Genomic DNA, 25,889 nt, shown 5'->3' with positions numbered 1-25,889 from the left:
GTACAGAGTTAAGCCATATGGGCGAGATACATCGATTATTCGAACCTGCTCGCATTTTTGTTTTTAGATTACAAAAATCCAGTAAAACACAAATTTGTCTCCTGTCAGGTCCCGCCATCCTGGTCTATCGTAAAGATCAATAACCCATCAGTACGGTGAGACTACCTATGCCCTGCTACGGCACGTTCCTGTGCCAGACGCCGCAGAAAATGCGCGTTTTCGTACAGTCGCTTTCAGCGCAGGCTATGATGTGCGCAGAGGTGGTTGAGTGAATAAAATCCATACACCAGCAACCGCAGGGAGAGTGGGAATATGCCTTTAAAATTGGTGGCGGTAACAGCCTGTATCAGCGGCGTAGCCCATACGTATATGGCCGCCGAAAAGTTGGAGAAACTTTGCGCGCAGGAAAAATGGACGGTCAAAGTGGAAACTCAGGGCGCCCTCGGTGTTGAGAACCGTCTCACCGTAGAAGATATTGCTCAGGCTGATGTCGTACTGTTGATTGCCGATATCATGCTGGAAGAGAGTGAACGTTTTACCCAACAGCGTGGGGTACAAGTCAGCATTCGTGGCTTTTTAAGCAACAGCGAGCAGGTGATTGGCGCTGTGCGCAAAGTCGCACGCTCACCACGGCAAACCCTGATCCGGCTGGAGTAGCCGTACGCACGCGGCTCTCAACTGCCGGTCAGCTGGCTGCGATACTGGCTGCGGTATTCCGAAGGTGACCGTGCGGTACTTTTACGAAACTGTCGGCAGAAATAATTGCTGTCCGGAAAGCCGCTGGCGTGCGCTACTTCTTTGACCTTCATGTCATAACGTTTTAACAAGTTTTTAGCCTGCTCCAGCCGCACATGATTAAGGTATTCGTTAAAACCGATACCGCCTGATTTCTGAAACAGATGCGACAGGTAGTTTGGTGAGATATAAAACACGCTGGCAACGGATTCGCGGGTCAGCGGCTTGTGGTAATGCTCTTCCAGATATTCACGGATCACAGTGAATAACGTCTGGCTGCGGGAGGGGGTTAACGCAGAAGCCCCAAACAGATCCGACACATGGCTCAATAGCCCTTTCACCAGAAAGTGCGCGGTCAGCTGTTCCTCCGGTTGCCATGCCAGTTCGTTCAACGCCTGTAACATAAATGCGCCAACTCTCGACCCCCGCCGGGCCACGTTACCTTTTCCCCCTGCCAGAAACGCCTCCCCGTTCCAGTGTAACTGGCTGAAACCCATCTGCTTTTTACCAAAAAGAATACTCAAGGTCGTTACCGGCGAACTCCAGCGCGGATTGTTCCAGCCATGCGCGGGCACGAACAAAACATCACCGGTGGCCATCGTCTGCACCTGATGATGTCCCTGCGGATCCCCCCACTCCATCTCCTGTTGACCCGACAGCACCAGCTCCAGCCGTGGGAAATTCACGTCATAAGCCAGCGGCGGCGCAGGATGCTGATTACCGGCGAAATTTACCTGTCCGATGCCTTTCGGGTTTTCCAGCATCGGCGTCAGTGCGGTATGCAGAGGGGTTTTCATTACGGGCTACCTTTAGAAATGATCGGTTCATCATAACCAAAGTAAGTCTGAACCTTTATTCCGCTCGCCGGGAATGCGAGAAAGATCGACAAATCAGGGAAGGATTGCTGCCCGCACAAGCAATGCGGGCAGTGGAGGGTTTATTTCAGGAACGTCGCAAGTAACGAAGCTAATCAGGCCTGCTGCGGCTGGCCGTTCGAGGCCATTAATCCACCGTCTACCGGCAAATTCACCCCGGTGACAAAGCGCGCGTCGTGACTGGCGAGGAAAGCAATCACATCAGCGATCTCCTCCGGTTCAGCGCCACGCCCCAAGGGGATCCTTTCGGCAAATTTATCCAGCAGTGGCTGATTTTTCTTAATATCGGCGGCCATCTCGGTGAAAGTCAGTGACGGGCAAACCGCGTTAACGCGTACACCATCTTTACCGTGATCCATGGCGACCGATCGGGTGAAGTTGCTGACACCGCCTTTCGCGGCATTATAGAAACTCATCCCCCAGTCGCCGCCCATTCCGGACACCGATGAAATATTCACAATATTGCCTTTACTCTCAATCAGCGCGGGCATAAAGAAACGCGTGCAATAGAACACACCGCTAAGATCGATTTCGATCACTTTATGCCAGTCCTCAAGGCTCGCTTGCGTGACTTTGCCCTGCACCGCAATACCGGCACCGTTCACCAGCACATCCACGCGGCCAAACTTGTCATTGATCACCGCCGCCATACGCTCAACGTCCTGCGCTTTCGAGACATCCGCCAGATGAATGTAATACTGTGTACTTTCAAGGGAATGAGCAACTTTCTCCAGTTTTTCTTTGGTGCGCCCGACCAGTACCACAATCGCGCCCTCTTTTGCGAAACGTCTGGCCGTTGCAGCTCCCATGCCTGAGCCAGCCCCTGTCACAACGACGACCTTATCTGTGAATCGGTTCATATTTTCTCCTTTGATTGCGTCAGTGAAGCCTGCTTTAAGCCTAGTGGTAAAAAAAACAGAGACAGGAATAATTGCCCGGAAAACTCCCCTCGCAGAGCCGTTCAGGCCGCCGCACACGCCCATAGGAAAGAATAAAAAACTCGTTACAAAATACAAATGGGCCGAATTTTCGCGTCGTGCCATCTGCCATATACCTGATAGACCCCCAGCCATTCGTAACCTTTTCCCCCGCCGCTAAGCGGATGTTTTCAGCCACCGATGCCCTCTATTGTTTCTCCTGCGAGCTCGCACTTCGTCATCACTTTCCCTTCACAGGAGTACGCATTATGGATACACAATTTATTGGTTCCGTTATCAATGCCCTGCCCTTAGAAAATATGATTGGTGGCCCGCTGCAGGCCATGATCAAGGCCCAGGTTCAGGCCAGCAAAGCCTATGCTGATTTTTTGCTTTCTGTCTGTATCAAGGATGGTAAGGCCGAAGCCGTGCAGTTTGATTACGACGAAACGGTGGTCGATCAACAAGGTGTGATTCAGGGCGTGGTCAAAAAAACCATGCGCATTCCGCTGCTGGCGGCAATCACTCACCCGATCATTTGTATCGAAGAAGGGACAATTGATTTCGAGCTGGAAGTCACTCAAAGCGAAGCCAGCTCAAGTTCAGACGATGCAGAAGGATCCTTTGAAGCAACGCTCGGCTGGGGTCCGGTAAAAGTGAAAGTCTCCGGTCGCGTTTCGCACAAAGCGGAACAGACTCGTAAATCCGATACCCGAGCAAAATACAGTATTCATACCCAAATCAAACGCCAGCAACCGCCGGAAGCACTGATGCGCGTAATTGATTTCCTCACCGACGCCGCCACTAAACCGGCCGTTCTGCCAGCAGAAGCCAAAAAATTGGATGACAAAAAGCTCGACGCTTTCCCGGAAACCGTAACGACCGGTCCGGCAACCACGCCAGCCAAAGAGCCTGAGAAAGTGAACTGATGTCTCTCCCCTAGTGGCAGGCAATGTAAACCGAAGGCCGTGCAAGCGGCGGCCTTTCTTCAGGAGTCAGTTATGTCATTGAAAAATTGGTTTAGCGGTGGGAAGCGTCCACCTGAGGGTCCACCCGATACACCCAATGAGCCTCCCCTCAACGAGCTGCCGCCCGATCCCCCACTTAACGCTACGGTAGCAAGCGGCCCGCTACTCCCTGTTACGCTGGAAGAGATCACCCGTGGCATGCAACTGGCGGCAACATCAGCTAACCAGCTGATTGCACATCAATATATGCAAGCATTGGATCCATTTTTTGAGCATATGGACGACGGCAGCCTAATGCCACGCACCCTGATTATGCAGCTTGATGAGAAAAATCATTTTGAGCTGCCGCTGGTCGCGCTAGCCACTCCACGCGGCCTGATGCTGGAGAAGATGAAAGTCCACCTGACCGTGCGCACCGACGGCGTTGAACAGATGCCCGCTGGCATGGACAGCGGGCAGGATAATGTTAGCCGCTTTCACGTCAGCATGTCCCCGGCCAGTAAAGATGGCGAGGGCCGCGACAGCCGCCATGTGGACATTGAAATGCACTTCACGGTGCTGGAACCACCGGAAAGCGTCATGCGACTGATTGATGAGTACACCAATCGCGTGATCCCGATGCCTAACGTCAAGGAGTCAACAGATGAGTAATGTCATGTTAACCATCGGCGCGAAAGGCCTGGCGCTAATCAAAGAGTTCGAAGGCAAACGGCTGGAGAAGTATAAGGATGTGGTTGGCAAATGGACCATTGGCTACGGCCATCTGATTTTACCGACCGAAAGTTACCCGCTTCCCATTAATGAAATACAGGCAGATGCATTACTGCGTCAGGACCTGGCCATCAGCGAGGCGGGGGTAAACAAGTGGGTCAGCATGGTACTAACGCAAAACCAGTTCGACGCGTTGGTTTCATTTACCTTCAATTTGGGCGTCGGAAATTTGCAAAACTCAACGCTGCTCAAAGTGCTGAATCAGGGTCAGTTACAGGCGGCCGCTGATCAATTTTTACGCTGGAATAAAGCGGGGGGTAAAGAGGTTTCCGGCCTGACCCGCCGCAGGATCGCAGAACGTGCACTGTTTTTACTTCCCTGAACCCTGAAAACTGTCCCGACTAAGGATCTTGCAATGAAAACGAATACACTACCCCGAGTAATAAAGCGCCAGCGGGCATTCACGCTACTGACCTTCGCCATTGTGTCCTCCGCTTTGGTGCCGCTATATCCCGCCAATGCTGCAGAAGTCATTGCCTGCACTGCTGCCGTTAGTACCGCCAATCAGGAATTACAGCAACGAAAAGACAGACCCATCCGGAACGAGAAAGGGCTGGTGAAATTACTGGAAACACTGAACCGGGATGACGTATTACCGCCGAGCTATATCACTACACATAAAGCCAAAGAACTTGGCTGGAGCGGAAAGGGAAATGAGTCATTATGGAATGTCTGGGTACTTAATAATAAAGCTATTGGCGGCGATGTGTTCGAAAACAAAGCGTTGCCGGGGCATTATAAATGGTACAGCGCCGATATTGAATCTGTTCGCGGTTATCGCAGTCCAAAGCAGCTGGTCTATTCTCCGCAAACGCAGACCAGATATTTAACCACTGATTATTATCAGTCATGGGTAAAAATACCCGCCTGTGAGTAAATATTATTATACCACGCCTTTATTCTATAAATTGAACGCCGTTATTACTTGCGGCGTTTAATAACCCCGTCGCTATTATCAATTATTATTGAGGTGATATTATGTTCCAAAATTACAATCTTCAGCAGCCCGTTGGAAGTAATTCATGTGGTGCTTATGCACTCAGCGCATTAATTAACGCCCGTAATCTGGGAAATCCCGCGAATACTCCGCATGGGAATAACACCTACAATGCCGTTATCAACCTTCAGGCGGGTCTGGCAGGATATCCTCCGCAGTTCACCAATGCCGTACCGCTCTCCCTGCCTTCGTCACTGGTCCACCTCGGCATTCAAGGTGGCTTTAATGATGGCGTGCAGGTGATGGTGACGCCCGCCTTACCGGGTGCGATGAATCCTTTAATCGCTCCGCAACAAGCACTGATTGGTAATACCGCCAACGTGATTAACAGCGCGGCCCACTTGCAGGGAATGGTGCAGGCCGCCGGTTATTACCTGGCGCTGGTGGCGGGCGGAACACACTGGGTCGCACTCGGTCGGGATGCCCACGGGTTTTATATGTATGACCCGGCAACCGGGCAACACGGGATCCCGACGGGTCTGGTTGGAGATACGCTAACGTTCAACGCGCAGAACTATGTGTTCTCCGGCATTTTGATCTGCTTCTGACAGCCTGCGGATCTACCGCGTTAAAACAGAGTATTCCTTAGAGTGCCACGCCGTCAGTGGCACTGTTTACGCAACAAGGAGAGACTATGACAGCCGCGATCGTCGATCCCGTTAGTCATTTTTTTATCAGCCAGATCCTCGCCGCCTTTGCCGGATTATTAGGTGGCCTGAGCATCTCTTTCTTCTGGCAGCCTAGAAAGTTGCACCGTCATGGCCGGTTTTCTGCTGGCCTGATCATTGGCAGCATCAGCGTCGGTGCCACCTTTGCTCTTGGCGGCATTGTCTCCCGCTGGCTCGGCATGAATTTTAGGGAAGCCGACACTGCGATGGGCCTTGGCTATGTGCTGGGCGCGGTAAGCGTCGGAGTCATTGCCTGGCTGGCAAACTTCTTTAACCGCCGTGAAGACGACGACATTCTTGAAATCGCTGGAGAACTCAAACGCGCCGCACGCGGTGTATCTAAGCCACGCATGCGCCCACGCGTGATCAAAAAACCTACCGGAGATAACGACGATGAACATTGAATGGTGGGGCTTTTTAGCCCTGACGCTGATCGATATCGCCACAGCCCTGATTATCTTTTTCTGCGCGCTGAATGAGCGCATGTTGCTGCTACCTGCTTGGTACAAAATAGGGTTGATCGCCGCTGCATTCGGCTTTGCCGCTCAGGGCGGTTTAAACCTGCCATATCTGCTGTTTGACATACAACTTTATGCCCACGCCCTGCCCTTCTGGGCGCTGAAAGATGTCGGCATTGCCATGGTAGCCTGCCACTATTTCTGGCAAGTTATCCGGGATAAACGAAAACTGGGAACACGTCTGACACCACGTAATAAAAATGGCGTCGGCAAGTAAGACAGCGCCGCCAGTGCGCATCAGCAATGAAGTATCCCTGGTGAAATAAAGCAGAGTAAAAATGGGGTTTCTTACCGGATATTATTGGTCAAGTGATAACAGCATGGCGGCCTGAGTTCTGTTTTTCACATTCAGCCGCCGGTAAATAGATTCCAGATGTGACTTCACGGTTCCCGCACTGATATTTAGCAGGCGGCTAATCTGCTTATTTGACTCACCGGCAGCAATCAATTTCAATATCTCCCTCTGCCGCTGACTAAGCCGGGTTAATGACTGCTCTTCGCCAATATCTTCATAATGCTCATCCGGCACACAGACCATTCCACACGAGGCTGTTTTTAATACCTGGCCAATCGTTTCTAACGATGCATTTTTAGACACAACGGCAATAGCATGATGCCTGAGATAAAATTGCAGAGCGCTCTTTTTAATTTTCATTAGCATAATAACAACCCGAATATCCGGATGGGACAGTGAAATTTCATCCAGAACAGGAACACAAGCTTCGTGGTCCATTTCACCATCCAGTAAAATCACCGAGATATTATTTTCGTCCAGAGCATGCCATATTGCATCTAAGCTATTGACGCCGTTCACACCAATTTCCGGCATTATATTTTTTAGACCCGCCGACATACCCTGAATGAAAATGGATAGTTGATCAACAATAAGTACATTCATTGTAAAACTCTCCGTATAAAACCTGATTGTGTGCAGTCGCGGAAGGAAATCCTTCGCTTTATGAGTATTGCTGTAATAAATAAAAAACGGAGAAGTCATTCGGCATATGACGATTTACGGATAGCCTGTTTTGACGGCAAAGCAGATAGAAAAGCGGCAGAAATGAAAATAAAAAAAGGGCACCGGAGTGCCCTTAAGGTTACTGCAATACAACACAAAATCAGCGTTAGATTTTTTCAGCGCGCAGACGTTTAGCCGCTTTCACCATGTTTTCCAGCGACTCGCGGGTCTCCGGCCAGCCACGGGTTTTCAGGCCGCAGTCCGGATTAACCCAAAGACGCTCTGCCGGAATGCTGTCAGCGGCTTTACGCAACAGGTTCTCAATCCACTCAACGCTTGGTACGTTAGGTGAGTGAATATCGTAAACGCCGGGTCCAATTTCATTCGGGTAATCGAATTCCTTGAAGGTTTCGATAAGATCCATATCTGAACGCGAGGTTTCGATAGTGATCACGTCAGCATCCAGCGCGGCAATGGAATCCATGATGTCATTGAATTCGCAGTAACACATGTGGGTGTGGATCTGCGTGTCATCTTTGGCAATCGCGGCATTCAGTTTGAACGCGTCCACGGCCCAGCGCAGGTAAGCATTCCACTCGGACTGGCGCAGCGGCAGACCTTCGCGCAGTGCCGGTTCGTCAATCTGGATGATGCCGATTCCGGCTTTTTCCAAATCTTCTACTTCATCACGCAGTGCCAGACCAATTTGCTTGGCAATGGTTTCGCGGCTGACGTCTTCACGTGGGAAGGACCAGCAGAGGATAGTGATCGGGCCGGTGAGCATGCCTTTGACCGGTTTTTCGGTCAGCGACTGGGCATATTTCGCCCACTCAACGGTGATAGCTTCAGGGCGGCTGACGTCACCAATAATCACCGGCGGTTTCACGCAGCGGGAGCCGTAGCTCTGTACCCAGCCATTTTGGGTGAAGACGAAACCGTCCAGATGCTCACCGAAATATTCCACCATGTCATTGCGTTCGGCTTCACCGTGAACCAGCACGTCGATGTCCAGACGCTCCTGTTCTTTAATGGCTTGCAAAATGTGCTCGCTGATACCGGTGCGATATTTAGCGTTGTCCAGACGGCCCTGTTTGAAATCCAGACGCAGGCCACGGATTTCGGTGGTTTGCGGGAATGAACCTATGGTGGTGGTCGGCCACGCGGGAAGATTAAAGCGCGCACGCTGGGCGACAGCACGCTGGGTGTAAACGTTTGGACGTTCAATATCGGCTGCGGTTATCGCGGCGACGCGTTTAGCGACTGCGGGGTTATTCACGCGGGTCGATTCACGGCGGGCACGGATTGGTGCACTGTATTGCGCCAGTTTCTGCTGCGCTTCAGCCGTCGGGTTGTTCAGTGCTGACGTCAGCAGCGACAGCTCGGCACATTTTTGCAGGGCAAACGCGAACCAGCTTTTCACTTCGTCATCCAGACGGGTTTCGACGCTTAAATCGATCGGGCTGTGCAGCAGCGAACAGGAGCTGCCGATCCACACGTTGCGCCCTTCCACCAGCGGCTTCAGACGGTCGAACCAGCTGCTCAGGTCTGCACGCCAGACGTTACGCCCGTTGATCACGCCCAGAGAGAGCAGCCACTCTTTTGGCAGTGCGTTGATCACACTTTGCAGGTCATCACGACCGGCGACGGCATCGATGTGCAGGCCCTGAACCGACAACTGACGAATCGTGTCGAGGTTGTGACCGACGCTGTCGAAATAGGTGGTCAGCAGCAATTTGGTTTTATCCTGCAACTGCTCGTAAGCCGGTTTGTAAGCATCCAGCCACGCTTGCGGTAATTCCAGCACCAGCGCAGGCTCGTCGATTTGTACCCATTCGATGCCGCGTTTTGCCAGTTCGGCCAGCACCTGCTGGTAAACCGGCAGGATGTCGTTGATAAGCGTCAGACGGTCAAACTGTTCACCTTTCACTTTACCGAGCCACAGATAAGTCAGAGGGCCAAGCAGGACGGGTTTAATTTTGTGGCCGAGCGCCAGCGCTTCGTCTACTTCATCCAGCAACTGGGTCCAGGTCAATTTGAACTGCTGACCTTTCACGAATTCCGGCACCATGTAGTGATAGTTGGTGTTGAACCATTTGGTCATTTCAGCCGCTGCCGCCGGTTTGCCGCTTGGCGCACGACCGCGTCCCAGACGGAACAGAGTATCAAGATCGACCGAACCGTCAGCATTTTGATGGCGGGCTGGCACGTTACCGAGCAGCAGGCTGGTGGTCAGTACATGATCATACCAGGCGAAATCGCCAACTGGCACCAAATCCACGCCCGCGTCTTCCTGTTGTTTCCAGTGACGGGCACGCAGTTCGCGGCCCGTTGCCAGTAACTCTTCCTGCGAAGAGTTACCCGCCCAGTAGCTTTCTTGTGCTTTCTTCAGTTCACGACGCAGACCGACACGCGGGAAACCGAGGATATGATTCAATATGGTCATCTTTAAATTCCTGTTTAGCCGTCCAGATGTTTACACATCCATAATCAGCAGGTACTGTATATTCCACAAGCGCAAATTATTCATGACACAGTGAAGGACTCTCATGATCGAACTGAAACACCTTAGGACGCTGCAGGCACTTCGCAATACCGGATCACTGGCCGCCGCTGCTTCGCAGCTGCACCAGACGCAATCCGCCCTGTCGCACCAATTCAGTGACCTTGAGCAACGTCTGGGTTTCCGGCTGTTCGTGCGTAAAAGCCAGCCGCTGCGTTTTACGCCGCAGGGTGAGATCATGCTGAATCTGGCGGAGCAGGTATTGCCGCAAATCCAGCAGGCGCTTCAGGCTTGCAATGAGCCGCATCAGGCATCACTGCGCATCGCGATTGAGTGCCACAGCTGTATTCAGTGGCTCACCCCGGCGCTGGACAGCTTCCGCATCAGCTGGCCGCAGGTGCTGATGGACTTCAAGTCCGGCGTCACTTTTGACCCGCAACCCGCGCTGCAACAGGGTGAGCTGGACATTGTGCTGACGTCAGACATCCTGCCGCGCAGCGGTCTGCACTATTCGCCAATGTTTGATTTTGAAGTGCGGCTGGTACTGGCGCCGGATCACCCGCTGGCCAATAAAGCCGTGATCACACCGGAAGATTTAAGCAGCGAAATTTTGATGATCTACCCGGTTCAGCGTCAGCGGCTGGATATCTGGCGACACTTCCTGCAACCGGCTGGCGTCAGCCCGGCGCTGAAAAACGTCGATAACACGCTGCTGTTGATCCAGATGGTGTCCGCGCGGATGGGCATTGCGGCGCTGCCACATTGGGTGGTGGAGAGTTTTGAGCGTCAGGGCCTGGTTGTGACCAAAACGCTGGGTGTCGGGTTATGGAGTCGGTTGTACGCCGCCGTGCGCGATGGTGAGCAGCGTCAACCGGTGGTGGAGGCCTTTATTCGTTCGACCCGGCAGCACGCGTGTGACCATCTGCCGTTTGTGCGCGATGCGCAAAGACCCAACGCCGGTGTACCCACAGTGAAGCCATTATCACTGCCGCACCCACAATAAAACTCGGCCAGTGCGGCTGTTGTTGCCAGATAGCCAGGTTAACCAGCAGCCCGGCCGGGACGTGAAAGTTGTTCATAATACCCAGCGTTCCCGCGTCCACCTGCGTCGCGCCGTAGTTCCACATGAAATAGCCCAGCGCCGACGCCCCTACGCCCAGCCAAATCAAAATGCCCCATTGCAGGTTCGTGGTGGGCAGTTTTTGCGGATTGCCCCACAGGAACCACGCCACGACGGCACAGATCAGCGCACCGATGTAAAACCAGGAAAAAGCCGTGTGCTGCGGCATCGGATGGGTTTCCATCAACCGCTTGTAGCCAACCTGCCCGAGCGCAAAACAGAGATTGGCCGCCTGAACCAGCAGTAAACCAATGATGAAATGTTCGCTGATATGGTCGTAACGGATGATCGCCGCCCCCGCCACCGCCAGCAGCGCGCTCAGTGCGTAGCCTTTACGGATTTTCTGACCGCTGATCAGGTCATAAATCAGCGTGACATAGAGCGGAGTCATTACCGTAAACAACAGGAATTCTGGCACCGAGAGGTACAGATAGGCCTCGAAGCTGATGAGATACATGATGCCGAGCTGCATCGCGCCCACCGCCATATACATCAACAGGGTTTTCAGCGGATAGCCTTTCCAGCGCAAGAACGGCAGAAAGACCAACGCCGCCAGCCCAAGACGCACCAGCACGGAGAAAACGCTGTCAACTTGACCGGCCAGATAGACACCAATCAGGCTGAAAGAAAAGGCCCACAAAATGGTGGTAATAATAAGTAACGGCACAGAGTTCAGCCCGAAAATGAGGAAGATGGCTGATTGTAACTGAAGTAGGAAAGAGCTTGCGGGCAAAGGTGGTTGACGTATGGTCAATTTTAAACCAAACGAGAGCCAACACACGCTTTAAGCGTTCCGTGCTGCTTCAGGCGACGCTGTCTCGTTCTATGGCGTAGACTGAAAGAATGACTGAAAGGAGGATGACCTGATGAAACGTTCTTATGGATTTTTAGCCGTTTTCCCGCTGATTTTCGCCGTACAGGCCGCCTCGGCCGATACGATCCCGCCGCCGGATCGCCCGCAGCAGTTGTTGAATAACCCTTCGCAACAACGGATGCAGCAACAGCAGCAGAATAACTCACAGATGCAACAGCGCGAGTTGCAGCAGGGAATCAATAACAGCCAGCAGCAGCAACAGCTCAGGCTGCGTTCACAAATTCAAAACGATCAGCAGCGACTGCAAACCCAACAGTTGAACCAGAACAATCAGCAGTTGCAGCAGAATTTGAAACAGACGCCCTGACCTCGCAGGCTCTTAGCCTCTCCCTCACTCACTGAACTCCCCTTGTATATTATTTTTGCAAGGGGAGACCAATCTCAGACGAAATCCGGCCCGATCACATCAATCTTATCGGTACAAATACAGTCCACGCCCCAGCTCAGTAATTCGCGGGCGCGCGCCGGATTATTCACCGTATAAACCAGAATATGCAGGCCTGCGTCTTTGATCTCTTTAACCCGTTCTGCGGTCAGCACTTTGTGATTGAGATGCAGCGATGCGCATTCCAGTTCGTCGGTCAGGGTTTTCCAGTCGTCACGCCACGCATCCATCAGTAATCCGCGTGGCAGCTCCGGCGCCGCTTTTTTAGCAGCGACCAGTGCGTCAAACTCGAACGAGGAAAGCAGCGGGGCCGCCTCCATCCCTTTCCACAGCTCACGGGCCACCAGCGCCACCTGAGTACCTGTTTCCGTGTCAGTGCCCGTGGTCGGTTTAATTTCGATGTTCGCCATCATGTTGTGCTGCGCGCAACGTTCAGCTACCTGAGCCAGTGTCGGCAGTTTCTCGCCTTTGAATGCCGCGCTATACCAGCCGCCTGCGTCGAGTTCGTGCAGCTTGTCCCAACTCAGCTCACCCGCCACACCCCAGCCATTGCTGGTGCGGTTCAGTGTGTCGTCATGCAACAGGAAAATTTCGCCGTCCTGCGCCAGTTTGGCGTCGAACTCAATCATGGTATGGCCGTATTTCGCGCCCATATCGATGGCGGCAAGGGTATTTTCTGGGGCCAGCGAACCGCCGCCGCGGTGCGCCACAATCCGTGGATAAGGCCAGACTGACATGTTTTACTCCATTCGTGATCCGCTGTGTGAATCGAAAAAGTGTAGCGCGTTCGTCGGCAAAACCAAACGTAACTGTGTGCCCGGCTCCGGACAAACTTCGTGATTGAGCCGAACCACCACGCCACTGCCCGCCCATTTGCCGTGCGCCAGGTTATCGGCACCGAGCAGTTCCAGCGTGGTGAGATTAAGCCCAATGCCGGTGTCCCGATCTTCAGACAGCTGAATATGCTCCGGCCGGATGCCAACGGTCAGCTCACGCCCGCCCCACTCCGGGCGCGGTTTGCTGAGCGGCAGCTCGAAGCCGCCTTCCATCACCAGCGACGTACCATCGCTGGCAAGCGTGCCCGGTAACAGGTTCATGGCCGGTGAGCCAATGAAACTCGCGACAAACAGCGTGGCCGGCCGGCGGTAAACTTCTGACGGTGTGCCGATCTGCTCGGCGACGCCTTTGTTCATCACGATCACCCGCTCCGCCAATGTCATGGCTTCGACCTGATCGTGCGTCACGTACAAACTGGTGGTGCGTAGACGCCGGTGCAGCTGTTGCAGTTCAAGGCGCATCTGGACGCGCAGCTTGGCGTCAAGGTTCGACAGCGGTTCATCGAACAGGAATACAGCCGGTTCGCGCACTATCGCGCGGCCCATGGCGACGCGCTGTCGCTGGCCGCCGGACAGCTCACGCGGTTTGCGTTTGAGCAGCGGGCCAAGCTCCAAAATGCGGGCTGCTTCTTCAACTCGCGCGTGGATCTGCGCTTTGCCGAATCCGCGAATTTTCAGGCCATAGGCCATGTTGTCAAACACGCTCATGTGTGGATAGAGCGCGTAGTTCTGAAAGACCATCGCGATACCGCGATCTTTCGGTTCCATCTCGGTGACGCGCTGATCGTTAATGTAAATATCGCCGCTGGATGTGCGCTCCAGCCCGGCAACCATGCGCAGCAGCGTAGATTTTCCGCAGCCTGACGGGCCAACCATCACTATAAATTCACCGTCTGCGACGTCCAGATCAATGCTCTGGATAATCTGATTTTTACCGTCGTAGGATTTGGTCACTGCCTGTAATTTTAAATTAGCCATTTCGCATTACTTCTCACTGTCTACCAGACCGCGCACAAACCAGCGCTGCATCAGGAGCACCACCGCAAGCGGGGGCAATAAAGTCAAAATCATCGCTGCCATTACCTGATTCCACTGGGTAGAACCGTCGCCGGAAGAGATCATGCTTTTGATTCCGGCCACCGCCGTACCCATTGAGGCATCGCTGGTGATCAGGATCGGCCACAGGTATTGGTTCCAGCCGTAGATAAAGGTGATGACAAACAGCGCCGCCAGATTAGTTTTCGACAGCGGCAGCACGATGTCCCAGAAAAAGCGCATAGGGCCCGCGCCGTCGATGCGTGCCGCTTCCAGCAATTCATCCGGCAACGTCATAAAGAACTGGCGGAACAGGAACGTCGCCGTCGCCGACGCCATCAGCGGCAGCGTCAGGCCGGTGTAGCTGTCGAGCATATTCAGATTAGCGATCACCTGAATAGTCGGGAAAATACGGACTTCGACCGGCAGCATCAGGGTGAGGAAAATCAGCCAGAAAAACAGGTTACGCAGCGGAAAACGGAAATAGACGATGGCGTATGCAGAGAGCATCGACACCGAAATCTTCCCGATAGTGATCACCATCGCCATGATAAAACTGTTGATCAGCATGCGGCCAAACGCCGGGCTGTTGTCGCCTACGCCCTGTGACCAGATGGCGCGAATGTTCTCCCACAGGTGGGTACCGGGGATCAGGCTCATCGGCACTTCATAGATCTGTTTGTTATCCAGCGTGGCAGCGACAAATGCGACGTACAACGGAAACAGGATCACCAGCACGCCAAGGATCAGCATAATGTGGCTGAAAATATCCAGCCCTCTGCGGTTCTCAATCATTGGTAACGCACCTTACGTTCGACGAAACGGAACTGAATAAACGTCAGGCCGCACACCAGCATCATCAATACCACCGACTGCGCGGCGGAGCTGGAGAGATCCAGACCGGCGAAACCTTCGCGGTACACTTTATAAATCAGTGTGGTGGTAGCCTGTACCGGACCGCCGCCAGTCGCGGCATCGATCACCGGGAAGGTGTCGAAGAAGGCGTACACCAGATTCACCACCAGCAGGAAGAAACTGACCGGTGAAATCAGTGGCAGCACAAGGTTGAAGAAGCGCCGTACCGGGCCTGCACCGTCAATGGCCGCCGCTTCCACCAGCGATTTAGGAATAGATTGCAGCGCTGCAAGGAAGAACAGGAAGTTGTAGCTGACCTGTTTCCATACCGATGCCAGTACAACCAGGAACATCGCCTGCCCGCTGTTTTGTGCATGGTTCCAGTTGTAGCCAATCGAACCAAGAAAATGGGTGATAAGGCCGAGGCCAGGGCTGAACAGAAACATCCACAGCACGGCGGCAACCGCAGGAGCCACGGCGTAGGGCAAAATCATCAACGTCTGATAAAGCCGGCTGGCGCGGACTACATGGTCCACCAGCGCGGCAAAAAACAGGGAGACAGCAAGGCCGATAAAGGCCACAAGAAAGCTGAATTTCAGTGTGGTGTAGAAAGAGGCGAGGTAATACGGGTCCTGGAACAGCTGCTCGAAGTTGCTCAGGCCCACGAACTGGCTCGATAAACCGAAGGGATCAAGCGTCTGGACCGAATACCACAGCGCCTGACCGGCGGGCCATAAAAAGAAAATTGCCGTGATCAGCAGTTGTGGCAGCACTAACGCATAGGGCAGCCAGCTACAACCAAAACCGGGGCGGTGTGAACTCATATTGGTTTACTCATTGATGCGATGACGGGTTTGGCTCCTCCCCCTTCGAAGGAGGAGGGAGCAAAACTGCACTCCCCCTCAACAGGGGGAGCCAACTTACTTAGTAGAAGCTTCGAAGCGACGCAGCAGAAGATTCCCGCGCTGCACCGCGGAGTCGAGAGCCTGCTGAGCTGTCTTCTGACCGCTCCACACACTTTCCAGCTCTTCATCCACGATGGTACGAATCTGTGGCATGTTGCCCAGACGCAGACCTTTGGTGAACGGTAACGGTGGTTTGTTCATCATCTGGCGGGTGGCGACGTCAGACCCCGGATTCTTGTCGTAGAAACCTTGCTGTTTCGTCAGCTCATACGCGGCTGTCGTGACCGGAAGATAACCGGTTTTCTGATGCCATTCTGCGGCGATCGCCGGTGTTGTCAGGAATTGCAGGAACTCTGCCACGCCTTTGTATGTCTCTTTGTCTTTGCCGTTCATCACCCACAGGCTGGCACCGCCGATGATGGCGTTTTGTGGCGCGCCCTTCACGTCAGCGTCGTAAGGCATCATGCCTACGCCGTAGTTGAATTTGGCGTACTGGCGGATATCTGCCAGTGAACCTGAAGAGGCGGTGGTCATGGCGCAGTCGCCGTTGTAGAACTTGGCGGTGGACTCGTCTTTACGGCCAAGATAGGTGAAGTCACCTTTCTTGTTCATGTCTTCAAGCATCTGGATGTGCTTAACCTGCTCGGGTTTGTTGAACACCAGAACCGCGTCAGTGCCATCGAATCCATTGTTTTTGGTCGCGATTGGCAAACCATGCCAGGCGCTGAAGTTCTCAATCTGGATCCAGCCCTGCCAGCCGCTGGCGTAACCGCATTTCACGCCTGACTGACGCAGCTTCTCAGTGTAAGCCGCCATGTCCTGCCAGGTTTTTGGTGGCTGATCCGGGTTCAGACCGGCTTTCTTAAAAGCGTCTTTGTTGTAGTACAACACCGGCGTGGAGCTGTTGAACGGCTGCGAAAGCAGACGCCCTTTAGAATCTGAGTAGTAACCGGAAACGGTCGGTACGAACTGGGAAACGTCCTCTTTGATGCCCGCATCGGCGAACACTTCATAAACCGGTTTAATCGCCTTGCTGGCCATCATGGTCGCCGTGCCGACTTCATATACCTGCAAAATAGCCGGAGCCTTGCCGGTACGGTACGCGGCGATGCCCGCTGCCAGGCTTTCATCATATTTACCCTTGAATACCGGCACGATTTTGACGTCCGGGTGGGTCTGGTTAAAACGGTCGGCCAGAGAATTCACCTCTTTACCCAATTCGCCATCCATTGAGTGCCAGAAAGGAATTTCCGTAACCGCCATCGCCTGGGTGCTGAACGCGAATGCCAGTGCGATGCAAAGTGTCGTTTTTGTAACAGCGTGCTTAAGCATGCTTGTCTCCTGAAGAGGGCTGGTGTGATGTCAGTGTGATAAAGACTTTCTGATTCGGGAGCCAAGATGACATGCGTAAATGACAGAAAAATAACCGTTAAATGACATTAAGGTTACAGAAACATGAAGTGCAGGTGACGGGGAGATGGCAACGTTTACTGGAGGAGAACAAGGCGTATTGCGGGCGCAATACGCCTTCGGGACTATAACGCGCGTTTCAGGCGGGCAACGGCTTCCTGCATTTGTTCTTCCGTGGCCGTGGCGAAGGACAAGCGGAAGGTAGAGTGATCAGGATTTTCGGCAAAGAAATATTCGCCGGGAACAAACACCACACCCTGTTCCAGCGTCTTTTTCAGCCATTCGCTGCAACTGCGCGGCTCGCGGAATTTAGCCCACAGGAACATGCCGCCTTTCGGGTATTCGAACGTCAGTACGTCACCCAGTTCGCTTTCCAGCAGGTGTGCCAGAACCTCACATTTTTTCTTGTAGGCGGCGCGAATTTTTTCGACCTGCGCCGCCATGCGGTTCAGACCGAGATAACATTCAGCCACCGATTGCGACAGCGCGCTGGCGTGCAAGTCTGCAGCCTGTTTGATGATCGCCACATTACACAGCAACCAGGCGGGCATAATCACCCAACCCAGACGCAGGCCGGGGGCCAGAATTTTAGAAAAGGTCGAGGTGTAGATGACGTTGTCAGCGTGCTCGTACATCTCATGCGCCAACTGATACAGCGTCGGCTGACGTTCGTCGGTAAAGCGCAGCTCGCCGTAAGGATCATCTTCGATGATCAGGAAGTGGTGTTTCACCGCCAGTTTCACCAGTTGCTCGCGACGGGCGCGGCTCAGTGTCACACCGCTCGGGTTGCCAAAGGTCGGCACCAGGTAAACGCCTTTGATTGTTTGCGTTTCCAGCAGTTCAGCCAGTTCGTCCACCCGCATTCCATCGGCATCCGACCCGACGGTCATCATTTTCGCTTCAGCCAGTTCCAGCGTTTGTAACGCCGCCAGATAGGTCGGGCTCTCCACGACCATTACATCACCTGGATTGACTATCGCACGCATTACCAGATCCAGCGCCTGCTGAGACCCGGCGGTGACGACAATATCTTCCGCCGAAGCCAGAACACCGCGATCGGCGCACAATTCGGCAATGCGCTGACGCAGCGTATGGCTGCCTTCGGTAAGCCCGTACTGGAAAGCGTGCTCAGGCTGTTCGGTGATAGCCATTTGCGTAGCCAGTTTCAGCCCTTCGAAATCAAACAGCGCTGCCGAAGGAATACCACCCGCCAGTGAAATAACGCCTTCCATTTTGCTTTGTTTCAGTAACTCCCTGATGGCCGAACTCTTGATCCGGGCCATGCGGTTGGCGAGTAAACCCTCTGTATTCATTGCTGCTCCAAATGATGCGTAAAATTTAATTAAATGTTAATTAAAGTAATTTAAACCAAAAATAAAAACCGCAAAGCGCCTGCCGTGCGGTTTTTTAAATGATGCGATCTGCGACTGATTATCGCCGGTTTTTACGCCCCAAGATAGGCACTGCGCACCGCTTCATTCGCCAGTAACGCCGCACCCGTATCTTCCAGCACCACACGGCCGTTCTCCAACACATAGCCACGGTCGGCGAGTTTGAGCGCCTGATTGGCGTTTTGCTCGACCAGGAAGATGGTCATCCCTTCTTCGCGCAGTTGCTGGATAGTGTCGAAAATCTGCTGGATGATGATCGGTGCCAGACCCAACGACGGCTCGTCGAGCAGCAACAGGCGCGGCTGGCTCATCAGCGCACGGCCAATCGCCAGCATCTGCTGTTCGCCGCCGGACATCGTGCCGGAGCGCTGAGCGCGACGCTCTTTCAGACGCGGAAACAGTTCAAAAACCTTCACCAGCCGCGCCTGATATTGGTCGCGGGTAGCAAAAAAACCGCCCATTGCCAGATTCTCTTCCACCGTCATACGGGAAAACACCCGGCGACCTTCCGGCACAATCGCGATATCGCCGCGCATGATTTTCGCCGTCGGCCACTGGGTAATGTCCTGACCTTCAAAGAGAATTGAACCGCCGGACGCACGCGGATCGCCACATAAACTGCCGAGCAGCGTGGTTTTTCCCGCACCGTTCGCCCCGATAAGCGTGACGATTTCACCCTGATTAATGTGCAGGCTGACGTCGTGCAGCGCCTGAATTTTGCCGTAATGGGCGGATACCTGATTGAATGACAACATCGTGTTCTGTCCCTTATCCTTCGCCCATTAACTTTCGCCTAAATAGGCACTGATCACATCCGGATTGTTACGAATTTCTGCCGGAGTACCCTGCGCCAGCGGCGTTCCCTGATTGACCACGTAGATACGGTCGGAAATCCCCATCACCAGTTTCATGTCGTGCTCAATAAGCAGGACAGATACGTTGTGCTGGTTACGCAGTTCGGCGATCAGCTGGTTCAGCTCTTCGGTTTCACGCGGGTTAAGGCCCGCAGCCGGTTCGTCGAGCATCAGGATTTCAGGCCGGGTAACCATGCAGCGCACGATCTCCAGACGACGTTGCTGGCCGTACGCCAGATTGCCCGCCTGACGGTTTGCCAGTTCCAGCAAACCGACGCGTTCCAGCCAGTCGGCAGCACGGTCAAGTGCATCGGCTTCGGCACGTCGAAAGCCCGGTGTTTTGAAAAGCCCGGCCAGTACGCCGCTTTTCAGATGCTGATGCTGTGCCACCAGCAGGTTTTCAATCACCGTCATTTCCCGGAATAAGCGCACGTGCTGGAAAGTGCGCACCACACCCATACGGGCAATTTTCTGCCCCGGTAAACCTTCGAGATACTGGTCGCGCAGTTTGATGGTGCCGCCGCTCGGCTTATAGAAACCGGTCAGGCAGTTAAATACCGTGGTTTTACCGGCACCGTTCGGGCCGATCAGCGAAACAATTTCGCCCTGATTCAGATTCAACGCGACATTATTCACCGCCAGCAAACCACCAAAGCGCATCATCAGGCCTTCAACGGCTAAGAGAGGTTGCGTGCTCATGCCTGCTCTCCTTTATCAGCGATTTGTCTTTTTGACAGCTTCAGTTTGAGATGGACACGCTTCATCGGCAGTAAACCCTGCGGACGCCAGATCATCATCAATACCATCAGCGCACCAAGCAGCAACATGCTGTATTCGTTCAAATCACGCATCAGTTCACGGGATACCACCAGCAGGATCGCCGCCAGAATCACGGCAAACTGTGAGCCCATACCGCCCAGCACCACGATAGCCAGCACGAAGGCTGACTCCACAAAGGTGAAGGATTCCGGGCTGACAAAGCCCTGACGCGCAGCAAACAACGTACCTGCGAAACCGGCAAATGCGGCGCTGATGGTGAACGCGGTCAGTTTGATGCGCGTCGGGTTCAGACCCAGCGAACGGCAGGCGATTTCATCTTCACGCAGCGCCTCCCAGGCACGGCCAAGCGGCATCCGCAGCAGACGGTTGATGATAAACAGCGTGGCGATAACCAACAGCAGCGCCACCATGTAAAGGAAGATAATGCGGTCGCTCGGATCGTAATTAACGCCAAAGAAGTGGCTGAAGGTGTCCCAGCCGCCATCGCGCGGCGTTCGGCTGAACTCCAGCCCGAACAGCGTCGGTTTGGGGATCTGACTGATGCCGTTCGGCCCGCCGGTAATTTCGGTGTTGTTGAGCAGCAAAATACGCACGATCTCGCCAAAACCGAGGGTCACAATCGCGAGGTAGTCGCCCCGCAACCGCAGCACCGGGAAACCGAGCAGGAAACCAAACGCGGCAGACACCAGACCGGCCAGCGGCAGCGCTTCCCAGAAACCCAAGCCGTAATAGTGGTTGAGCAGCGCGTAGGTGTAGGCGCCGATGGCATAAAAGCCGCCGTAACCCAGCACCAGCAACCCCGACAGCCCGACCACCACGTTCAGGCCGAGGCCGAGCATGATGTAGATGAGCGTCAGCGTGGCGATATCCACGGTGCCGCGCGAGACAATAAACGGCCAGGCGATGGCGGCGATAATCAGCACCAGCGCCAGCCATTTTTGTTTTGGCGTGGATCCGTCAAAACTTGGCAGAACCCAGCCCGGTCCAGAGATTTTTTTCAGACCGCTGCTGACCAGCGGGCGGAACAGCTGGAAGACGAAAACAATGGCGCAGCCGATGCCGATCCACATCCAGCGCACTTCACCGGCGCCGTTGACCACCAGTTTGGTGCCGTCGAGGCCGAGTTGCAGGCCCATGATAAACGAGGCCAACACCAGTAAAACAAAGGCTGAAAGCAGCGCATTGAACAGATTGAGGCGCTTCATACTTTCTCAACCTCCGGACGGCCCAGGATCCCGGTAGGCAATACCAGCAGCACCACTATCAGCAGCGCGAAGGAGACCACGTCTTTGTATTCGGTGCTGAGATAGGCGGAAGTCAGCGCTTCGGCCACGCCCAGAATCAACCCGCCGATCATCGCGCCCGGAATACTGCCGATACCGCCAAGAACGGCGGCGGTGAAAGCTTTCATGCCCGCCATAAAGCCGATGTACGGGTTAATCACGCCATAGAACTGGCCGAGCAGAACGCCGGCCACGGCGGCCATTAAAGCACCGATGACAAAGGTCAGAGAGATCACGCGGTCTGTGCTGATGCCCAACAGGCTCGCCATTTTGAGATCTTCAGCGCAGGCGCGGCAGGCGCGGCCCATGCGGGAGTATCGGATGAACAGCGTCAGCGCCAGCATGGCGACAAAGGTGACGACCCAGATGATCAGCTGCATGGTGGAGATGGTGGCGGCAAAACCGTTGGCCACGCCGAGCGTCCACTGGCCAGTGACCAGGCTTGGCAGCGCTAAATCGCGCGAGCCCTGCGTCAGGCTGACGTAGTTTTGCAGGAATATCGACATCCCGATGGCGGAGATCAGCGCAATCAGGCGCTTGGAATTGCGCACCGGCTTGTACGCCACGCGCTCAATGCTCCAGCCGTAGGCACTGGAAATGACAATCGCGGCGATGAATCCGGCACCGATAAGCAACCAGCTGGCATCGATACCCATCATCATCAGAGCGGCAATCACAATAAAGGAGACATAGCTGCCGATCATATACACCTCGCCATGGGCGAAGTTGATCATGCCGATAATGCCGTAAACCATGGTGTAGCCGATGGCAATCAGCGCATAGGTGCTGCCCAGCGTCACGCCGTTGAACATCTGCTGAAGGAAATATAAGAACTGCTCTGACATACCCTATCCTTTTACATCAAGGGGGTTGAATACGGTGCTGCATTAAACTCCCCCTTGGCAGGGGGAGAAATTGAGGCTGAAAAACTCACTTTATAGGGGTTGAAGTGCCGTCTTTATGCCACTCGAAGATACCGAATTCGAAGCCTTTCAGATCGCCCTTCTCATCCCAGCTCAGCGGCCCCATTACGGTGTTCACTGGTGCAGATTTCAGATTCTTAGCAATATCGGCCGGCTCCATGCTGCCGCTGCGTTCCATACCGGTGGTCAGCGCTTGCAAAGCGGCGTAGGTGGTCCAGACGAATGGCCCTGTTGGGTCCAGTTTCTTGGCTTTCAGCGCATCAACGATGGGCTGGTTAGCCGGAACCTGGTCATAGCGTTTTGGCAGGGTGACCAGCATGCCTTCGGACGCGTCACCGGCGATGTTCGACAGTGAAGAGTTGCCCACGCCTTCAGGGCCCATAAATTTAGCATTCAGACCGGCCTGTTTAGACTGACGCAGGATCTGGCCCATTTCCGGGTAGTAACCGCCGAAGTACACGAAGTCCACGTTCTCTTTCTTCAGACGCGCCACCAGAGTAGAGAAATCTTTGTCGCCCGCAGTGATACCTTCAAACAGCACCACGTTGCCGCCGTTCTTCTTCAGGCTGTCCTGCACCGAGCGCGCCAGACCTTCACCGTATTGCTGTTTGTCATGCACCACGGCAATGCGTTTTGGTTTGATGGTATCGAGGATGTATTTGGCAGCGGTCGGGCCCTGGTCGGAGTCCAGACCGGTGGTACGCATGACCAGCTTGTAACCGCGGGTGGTCAGATCTGCGTTGGTGGCCGCAGGGGTGATCATCAGCACGCCTTCATCTTCATAGATGTCAGACGCAGGCTGAGTGGAAGAGGAACACAGGTGACCGATAACATAACGGATACCGTCGTTAATGACTTTGTTGGCTACCGCAACCGCCTGCTTCGGGTCACAGGCATCGTCATATTCAACGCCAACCAGTTTGTCGCCTTTGATGCCGCCTTTGGCGTTGATGTCAGCGATAGCCTGTTTGGCACCGGTGAACTCCATGTCGCCATACTGTGCGACCGGGCCTGACATTGCACCGACGATGGCCACTTTAATATCTTTTGCAACTGCTGCGTGGCCCATTGCCAATGCGATACACCCTGCCAGCCAGATCTTACCCTTAGTTACTTTCATCCAATTACCCCGTTGATGTGTGTTGTGGTTTGCTTTTTTTGTGCCTGTTCAAAACATCATCACTTAAGAAATTTGTTATAAGTAATAACGAGTTACCGGCTTATTTTGTCTTATTTCAGAATAAGACTTTATAATTCATATCATTAAACAGGAATTTTCTGCTGCAAATCAAATGAGTCAATCAGAAACAAGAGGTGTAAACAGAATTTTATTTGGGTGAAAAGGCGGCGAGGATTTAAACAACCAGTCGTTAACACTGGCTTTATTGATTAAAGCCAACATTTATCGCTTATGCAGAGATCGCCAAAAAACTTTTCGACCTGTTACTGTACAAAAAAAGTTACGCCCGTTCGGCAGAACGATCCGCTACACTAAACGCCTCCTTTTTCTGACCTTCCGCATCATGAAATTAACTATCCAAAAACTGGCATCACTCAGCGCGCAGGATCTCATCGACCTGGCAAAAATCTGGCCGAAGCAAACCGAAAGCGACTGGCAAGCCAGCCTGCGAAATGACTGCGCGCTGTTTGCCGCGGTGTTTAATGAACGCATTCTGGGCGCAGTAAAAATTAGGCTCGATGGCAATCGGGGTGAACTCAGCGATCTGCTGGTGCGCGAAGTGACGCGCCGTCGCGGTGTCGGATTATATCTGATGGAAGATTTGCAGGCACAACTGCCGCAGGTGAAAAGCTGGACGATGAAGGCGGAACCGGAACCCGTGCTGGATGCGTTTATGCAGGCGTGCGGATTTCGCAATGAAAAGGGAGTCTGGCGCAAATAAGTGCTAAAGGCGACCAGTCCCTAGGTCGCCTGATTTTCCCTGTTACTGGCTGATTTTCAGGCTGCTCTCCGGCAACTGAGGGGTTTCAGACTTTGCCCTGAGAAGCGCTATCGCGACCACGCCAAACAGCGTGATACCGCAAAGTGCGAGCAATCCAGCAATATTATTCGAGAACAGATTATCTGCGGCCACACGGATTTGTGGTGCCAGGAATCCGCCAATCGCGCCGAACATATTGATGAAACCGATCCCGGCCGCCAGCGCGCTACCGCTGAGCAACGTGGTCGGAATGGTCCAGAACACCGGTTGTACGGCGATAAACCCAACAGCTGCAAAACACAACGCACCTATCGCAAGCGCCGGACTGGCAACCAAAGCCGAGCCCCCAATCCCCAACCCCGCCGCCAGTAAAGTCACCCCGGCTATCGAGCGTAGGTGGCCGGTTTTATCGGCATAGCGCGGAATAAAGAAGGTACCAAACATCGCCGCCACCCAGGGAACAGACGCGATCAGTGAGGCACTGAAACCCACTTTTGTGCCCAGCAAACTGGCGACCTGCGTCGGCAGGAAGAAAATCAGCCCATAAACGCCAATTTGAATAATCAGGTAAACCAGCCCGAGGTGCCAGACCGCAGGAATACTGAAGGCATCACGCAGCCGTGAATTTTGTTTTAGTTTCTCTTCTTTCGCCAGTTCACCAATCAGCGCCTGTTTTTGTTCCGCAGATAAGAAACGCGCCGTCGCCGGGCCATTGTCGAGATACCAGAACGTCCAGACACCGGCAATCACCGCCAGCGCCCCTTCAATCATAAACATCCAGAACCAGCCCGGATGACCGGAAAAACCGTGCATCTCCAGCAACGCACCGGAAAGCGGACTGCCAAAAGTCAGCGCCAACGGAACGCCCATATAAAATAATCCCATTACTGACGCCCGGTTTTTGGCCGGGAACCACAGGGATGTCAGGTAAATCATGCCGGGGAAGAATCCTGCCTCGGCAGCACCGAGTAAAAAACGTACCAGCAGGAATTTGAATTCCGTGTCGGCAAAGGCCATCGCAGAAGAGAGAATGCCCCAGACCAGCGTGGTACACCCAATCCACTGTTTGGCACCGAACTTTTTCATTAATAAATTTCCCGGAGCCCCGAGAAAGGCATAAGCGACAAAAAATATTCCTGCCCCCATCGCAAAAGCTTCATTACTTAATCCGGTATCAATCTGGTAAGACTCTTTCGCAAAACCAATATTCGCCCGATCCAGAAAAGCCAATATATATAACGAAAGCATAAAAGGAATAAGACGCCAGCGGGTTTTCTCAACGGCTTTATTTAATATCATCGTCATAATATGAACCTATTTATGATCGGCCTGTTATTAGTTAAACAAAGAATATAAATAACAGGCCAAAGTAAGCGTTCGGATAAATAGTC

At 53.6% G+C, this 25,889-nt stretch carries 28 protein-coding genes; 11 read left to right on the top strand and 17 right to left on the bottom strand.

Annotated elements, in window-relative coordinates:
• The first annotated feature begins 312 nt into the window (after positions 1–312).
• Entirely contained in the window at positions 313–657 is a 345-nt protein-coding gene (locus ACZRKO_RS20830; RefSeq protein ID WP_463739147.1) for a PTS fructose-like transporter subunit IIB, read from the top strand.
• 17 nt (positions 658–674) lie between these two features.
• Here the strand turns inward: ACZRKO_RS20830 and ACZRKO_RS20825 are convergent, their stop codons facing one another.
• Together ACZRKO_RS20825 and budC are read right to left on the bottom strand one after the other, a co-directional pair.
• Positions 675–1,532, bottom strand: coding sequence for a helix-turn-helix domain-containing protein (locus ACZRKO_RS20825; RefSeq protein WP_463739146.1), 858 nt, complete (start codon positions 1,530–1,532; stop codon positions 675–677).
• A 173-nt stretch (positions 1,533–1,705) separates the two neighbouring features.
• Positions 1,706–2,470 carry a meso-2,3-butanediol dehydrogenase gene (gene budC, locus ACZRKO_RS20820; RefSeq protein WP_463739145.1) on the bottom strand — a complete coding sequence of 255 codons (765 nt, stop codon included), beginning with the start codon at positions 2,468–2,470 and terminating at the stop codon, positions 1,706–1,708.
• A 326-nt stretch (positions 2,471–2,796) separates the two neighbouring features.
• Between budC and ACZRKO_RS20815 the strand changes: the two genes are divergently transcribed.
• The 7 genes from ACZRKO_RS20815 to ACZRKO_RS20785 all read left to right on the top strand — a co-directional run bounded on the left by ACZRKO_RS20815 (position 2,797) and on the right by ACZRKO_RS20785 (position 6,666).
• Positions 2,797–3,456 carry a DUF2589 domain-containing protein gene (locus ACZRKO_RS20815; protein ID WP_463739144.1) on the top strand — a complete coding sequence of 220 codons (660 nt, stop codon included), beginning with the start codon at positions 2,797–2,799 and terminating at the stop codon, positions 3,454–3,456.
• A gap of 72 nt (positions 3,457–3,528) precedes the next feature.
• The gene (locus ACZRKO_RS20810; RefSeq protein ID WP_463739143.1) at positions 3,529–4,146 is read left to right on the top strand and encodes a DUF2589 domain-containing protein; all 618 of its coding nucleotides are present in this window, start codon (positions 3,529–3,531) and stop codon (positions 4,144–4,146) included.
• Positions 4,139–4,588 (top strand): lysozyme, encoded by a 450-nt coding sequence (locus tag ACZRKO_RS20805; protein WP_463739142.1) that lies wholly within the window; start codon positions 4,139–4,141, stop codon positions 4,586–4,588. Before ACZRKO_RS20810 ends, ACZRKO_RS20805 begins: the two co-directional genes overlap by 8 nt.
• A gap of 33 nt (positions 4,589–4,621) precedes the next feature.
• Positions 4,622–5,143: a ribonuclease gene (locus tag ACZRKO_RS20800; RefSeq protein ID WP_463739141.1), complete on the top strand. Its 522-nt coding sequence runs from the start codon at positions 4,622–4,624 to the stop codon at positions 5,141–5,143.
• Between the two features lie 101 nt (positions 5,144–5,244).
• Complete coding sequence (locus ACZRKO_RS20795) at positions 5,245–5,811, top strand: hypothetical protein (protein ID WP_463739140.1); 567 nt, start codon at positions 5,245–5,247, stop codon at positions 5,809–5,811.
• A gap of 86 nt (positions 5,812–5,897) precedes the next feature.
• Positions 5,898–6,335: a hypothetical protein gene (locus ACZRKO_RS20790; protein ID WP_463739139.1), complete on the top strand. Its 438-nt coding sequence runs from the start codon at positions 5,898–5,900 to the stop codon at positions 6,333–6,335.
• Complete coding sequence (locus ACZRKO_RS20785) at positions 6,325–6,666, top strand: hypothetical protein (RefSeq protein WP_463739138.1); 342 nt, start codon at positions 6,325–6,327, stop codon at positions 6,664–6,666. Before ACZRKO_RS20790 ends, ACZRKO_RS20785 begins: the two co-directional genes overlap by 11 nt.
• Before the next feature lie 81 nt (positions 6,667–6,747).
• Here ACZRKO_RS20785 and ACZRKO_RS20780 read toward each other — a convergent pair whose 3' ends face one another.
• A complete protein-coding gene (locus ACZRKO_RS20780; protein ID WP_463739137.1) occupies positions 6,748–7,347 on the bottom strand; it encodes a helix-turn-helix transcriptional regulator in 600 nt (199 codons plus the stop codon).
• A 226-nt stretch (positions 7,348–7,573) separates the two neighbouring features.
• Positions 7,574–9,850 carry a 5-methyltetrahydropteroyltriglutamate--homocysteine S-methyltransferase gene (gene metE, locus ACZRKO_RS20775; protein ID WP_463739136.1) on the bottom strand — a complete coding sequence of 759 codons (2,277 nt, stop codon included), beginning with the start codon at positions 9,848–9,850 and terminating at the stop codon, positions 7,574–7,576.
• Between the two features lie 103 nt (positions 9,851–9,953).
• Between metE and metR the strand changes: the two genes are divergently transcribed.
• On the top strand, positions 9,954–10,910 hold the full coding sequence (metR, locus tag ACZRKO_RS20770; protein ID WP_463739135.1) for an HTH-type transcriptional regulator MetR: 957 nt from the start codon (positions 9,954–9,956) through the stop codon (positions 10,908–10,910).
• Here metR and ACZRKO_RS20765 read toward each other — a convergent pair.
• The gene (locus ACZRKO_RS20765) at positions 10,795–11,694 is read right to left on the bottom strand and encodes a carboxylate/amino acid/amine transporter (RefSeq protein ID WP_463739134.1); all 900 of its coding nucleotides are present in this window, start codon (positions 11,692–11,694) and stop codon (positions 10,795–10,797) included. The two genes, metR and ACZRKO_RS20765, sit on opposite strands and share 116 nt — an antisense overlap.
• Positions 11,695–11,893: 199 nt before the next feature.
• Between ACZRKO_RS20765 and ACZRKO_RS20760 the strand changes: the two genes are divergently transcribed.
• Positions 11,894–12,208 carry a DUF2756 domain-containing protein gene (locus ACZRKO_RS20760; RefSeq protein ID WP_463739133.1) on the top strand — a complete coding sequence of 105 codons (315 nt, stop codon included), beginning with the start codon at positions 11,894–11,896 and terminating at the stop codon, positions 12,206–12,208.
• A gap of 74 nt (positions 12,209–12,282) precedes the next feature.
• On the opposite strand, the gene ugpQ is transcribed toward ACZRKO_RS20760, so the two are convergent.
• The 11 genes from ugpQ to ACZRKO_RS20705 all read right to left on the bottom strand — a co-directional run bounded on the left by ugpQ (position 12,283) and on the right by ACZRKO_RS20705 (position 23,678).
• Entirely contained in the window at positions 12,283–13,023 is a 741-nt protein-coding gene (gene ugpQ / locus ACZRKO_RS20755) for a glycerophosphodiester phosphodiesterase (RefSeq protein ID WP_463739132.1), read from the bottom strand.
• Between the two features lie 3 nt (positions 13,024–13,026).
• The gene (locus ACZRKO_RS20750) at positions 13,027–14,100 is read right to left on the bottom strand and encodes a sn-glycerol-3-phosphate import ATP-binding protein UgpC (RefSeq protein ID WP_463739131.1); all 1,074 of its coding nucleotides are present in this window, start codon (positions 14,098–14,100) and stop codon (positions 13,027–13,029) included.
• Positions 14,101–14,106: 6 nt separating this feature from the next.
• Positions 14,107–14,952, bottom strand: coding sequence for a sn-glycerol-3-phosphate ABC transporter permease UgpE (gene ugpE / locus ACZRKO_RS20745; protein ID WP_463739130.1), 846 nt, complete (start codon positions 14,950–14,952; stop codon positions 14,107–14,109).
• Positions 14,949–15,836, bottom strand: a complete 888-nt coding sequence (gene ugpA / locus ACZRKO_RS20740) for a sn-glycerol-3-phosphate ABC transporter permease UgpA (protein ID WP_463739129.1) — start codon at positions 15,834–15,836, stop codon at positions 14,949–14,951. Before ugpA ends, ugpE begins: the two co-directional genes overlap by 4 nt.
• A 96-nt stretch (positions 15,837–15,932) precedes the next feature.
• Positions 15,933–17,249, bottom strand: a complete 1,317-nt coding sequence (ugpB, locus tag ACZRKO_RS20735) for a sn-glycerol-3-phosphate ABC transporter substrate-binding protein UgpB (RefSeq protein WP_463739128.1) — start codon at positions 17,247–17,249, stop codon at positions 15,933–15,935.
• A 203-nt stretch (positions 17,250–17,452) separates the two neighbouring features.
• Positions 17,453–18,640 (bottom strand): aminotransferase-like domain-containing protein, encoded by a 1,188-nt coding sequence (locus ACZRKO_RS20730; protein ID WP_463739127.1) that lies wholly within the window; start codon positions 18,638–18,640, stop codon positions 17,453–17,455.
• 131 nt (positions 18,641–18,771) lie between these two features.
• On the bottom strand, positions 18,772–19,473 hold the full coding sequence (gene livF, locus ACZRKO_RS20725; RefSeq protein ID WP_463739126.1) for a high-affinity branched-chain amino acid ABC transporter ATP-binding protein LivF: 702 nt from the start codon (positions 19,471–19,473) through the stop codon (positions 18,772–18,774).
• A 27-nt stretch (positions 19,474–19,500) separates the two neighbouring features.
• On the bottom strand, positions 19,501–20,271 hold the full coding sequence (gene livG / locus ACZRKO_RS20720) for a high-affinity branched-chain amino acid ABC transporter ATP-binding protein LivG (protein WP_463739125.1): 771 nt from the start codon (positions 20,269–20,271) through the stop codon (positions 19,501–19,503).
• The gene (locus ACZRKO_RS20715) at positions 20,268–21,557 is read right to left on the bottom strand and encodes a high-affinity branched-chain amino acid ABC transporter permease LivM (protein ID WP_463739124.1); all 1,290 of its coding nucleotides are present in this window, start codon (positions 21,555–21,557) and stop codon (positions 20,268–20,270) included. Before ACZRKO_RS20715 ends, livG begins: the two co-directional genes overlap by 4 nt.
• Positions 21,554–22,480 (bottom strand): high-affinity branched-chain amino acid ABC transporter permease LivH, encoded by a 927-nt coding sequence (gene livH, locus ACZRKO_RS20710; protein WP_463739123.1) that lies wholly within the window; start codon positions 22,478–22,480, stop codon positions 21,554–21,556. The genes ACZRKO_RS20715 and livH overlap by 4 nt, the downstream gene beginning before the upstream one ends.
• A gap of 85 nt (positions 22,481–22,565) precedes the next feature.
• Complete coding sequence (locus ACZRKO_RS20705; RefSeq protein ID WP_463739122.1) at positions 22,566–23,678, bottom strand: branched-chain amino acid ABC transporter substrate-binding protein; 1,113 nt, start codon at positions 23,676–23,678, stop codon at positions 22,566–22,568.
• A gap of 403 nt (positions 23,679–24,081) precedes the next feature.
• Between ACZRKO_RS20705 and panM the strand changes: the two genes are divergently transcribed.
• Positions 24,082–24,459 carry an aspartate 1-decarboxylase autocleavage activator PanM gene (panM, locus tag ACZRKO_RS20700; protein ID WP_463739121.1) on the top strand — a complete coding sequence of 126 codons (378 nt, stop codon included), beginning with the start codon at positions 24,082–24,084 and terminating at the stop codon, positions 24,457–24,459.
• A gap of 42 nt (positions 24,460–24,501) precedes the next feature.
• On the opposite strand, the gene ACZRKO_RS20695 is transcribed toward panM, so the two are convergent.
• Positions 24,502–25,803 carry an MFS transporter gene (locus tag ACZRKO_RS20695; protein WP_463739120.1) on the bottom strand — a complete coding sequence of 434 codons (1,302 nt, stop codon included), beginning with the start codon at positions 25,801–25,803 and terminating at the stop codon, positions 24,502–24,504.
• Positions 25,804–25,889: the final 86 nt, after the last annotated feature.

The organism is Ewingella sp. C233, from assembly GCF_055407225.1.
The sequence above is the reverse complement of the archived record's forward strand: the minus strand, read 5'-3'. Positions and strand labels throughout refer to the sequence as shown.

Bases quoted from the DNA above. Each gene is read 5' to 3' on its own strand.
- ACZRKO_RS20830 (WP_463739147.1), top strand. From the start codon at position 313: ATGCCTTTAAAATTGGTGGCGGTAACAGCCTGTATCAGCGGCGTAGCC.
- ACZRKO_RS20825 (WP_463739146.1), bottom strand. From the start codon at position 1,532: ATGAAAACCCCTCTGCATACCGCACTGACGCCGATGCTGGAAAACCCG.
- budC (WP_463739145.1), bottom strand. From the start codon at position 2,470: ATGAACCGATTCACAGATAAGGTCGTCGTTGTGACAGGGGCTGGCTCA.
- ACZRKO_RS20815 (WP_463739144.1), top strand. From the start codon at position 2,797: ATGGATACACAATTTATTGGTTCCGTTATCAATGCCCTGCCCTTAGAA.
- ACZRKO_RS20810 (WP_463739143.1), top strand. From the start codon at position 3,529: ATGTCATTGAAAAATTGGTTTAGCGGTGGGAAGCGTCCACCTGAGGGT.
- ACZRKO_RS20805 (WP_463739142.1), top strand. From the start codon at position 4,139: ATGAGTAATGTCATGTTAACCATCGGCGCGAAAGGCCTGGCGCTAATC.
- ACZRKO_RS20800 (WP_463739141.1), top strand. From the start codon at position 4,622: ATGAAAACGAATACACTACCCCGAGTAATAAAGCGCCAGCGGGCATTC.
- ACZRKO_RS20795 (WP_463739140.1), top strand. From the start codon at position 5,245: ATGTTCCAAAATTACAATCTTCAGCAGCCCGTTGGAAGTAATTCATGT.
- ACZRKO_RS20790 (WP_463739139.1), top strand. From the start codon at position 5,898: ATGACAGCCGCGATCGTCGATCCCGTTAGTCATTTTTTTATCAGCCAG.
- ACZRKO_RS20785 (WP_463739138.1), top strand. From the start codon at position 6,325: ATGAACATTGAATGGTGGGGCTTTTTAGCCCTGACGCTGATCGATATC.
- ACZRKO_RS20780 (WP_463739137.1), bottom strand. From the start codon at position 7,347: ATGAATGTACTTATTGTTGATCAACTATCCATTTTCATTCAGGGTATG.
- metE (WP_463739136.1), bottom strand. From the start codon at position 9,850: ATGACCATATTGAATCATATCCTCGGTTTCCCGCGTGTCGGTCTGCGT.
- metR (WP_463739135.1), top strand. From the start codon at position 9,954: ATGATCGAACTGAAACACCTTAGGACGCTGCAGGCACTTCGCAATACC.
- ACZRKO_RS20760 (WP_463739133.1), top strand. From the start codon at position 11,894: ATGAAACGTTCTTATGGATTTTTAGCCGTTTTCCCGCTGATTTTCGCC.
- ugpQ (WP_463739132.1), bottom strand. From the start codon at position 13,023: ATGTCAGTCTGGCCTTATCCACGGATTGTGGCGCACCGCGGCGGCGGT.
- ACZRKO_RS20750 (WP_463739131.1), bottom strand. From the start codon at position 14,100: ATGGCTAATTTAAAATTACAGGCAGTGACCAAATCCTACGACGGTAAA.
- ugpE (WP_463739130.1), bottom strand. From the start codon at position 14,952: ATGATTGAGAACCGCAGAGGGCTGGATATTTTCAGCCACATTATGCTG.
- ugpA (WP_463739129.1), bottom strand. From the start codon at position 15,836: ATGAGTTCACACCGCCCCGGTTTTGGTTGTAGCTGGCTGCCCTATGCG.
- ugpB (WP_463739128.1), bottom strand. From the start codon at position 17,249: ATGCTTAAGCACGCTGTTACAAAAACGACACTTTGCATCGCACTGGCA.
- ACZRKO_RS20730 (WP_463739127.1), bottom strand. From the start codon at position 18,640: ATGAATACAGAGGGTTTACTCGCCAACCGCATGGCCCGGATCAAGAGT.
- livF (WP_463739126.1), bottom strand. From the start codon at position 19,473: ATGTTGTCATTCAATCAGGTATCCGCCCATTACGGCAAAATTCAGGCG.
- livG (WP_463739125.1), bottom strand. From the start codon at position 20,271: ATGAGCACGCAACCTCTCTTAGCCGTTGAAGGCCTGATGATGCGCTTT.
- ACZRKO_RS20715 (WP_463739124.1), bottom strand. From the start codon at position 21,557: ATGAAGCGCCTCAATCTGTTCAATGCGCTGCTTTCAGCCTTTGTTTTA.
- livH (WP_463739123.1), bottom strand. From the start codon at position 22,480: ATGTCAGAGCAGTTCTTATATTTCCTTCAGCAGATGTTCAACGGCGTG.
- ACZRKO_RS20705 (WP_463739122.1), bottom strand. From the start codon at position 23,678: ATGAAAGTAACTAAGGGTAAGATCTGGCTGGCAGGGTGTATCGCATTG.
- panM (WP_463739121.1), top strand. From the start codon at position 24,082: ATGAAATTAACTATCCAAAAACTGGCATCACTCAGCGCGCAGGATCTC.
- ACZRKO_RS20695 (WP_463739120.1), bottom strand. From the start codon at position 25,803: ATGACGATGATATTAAATAAAGCCGTTGAGAAAACCCGCTGGCGTCTT.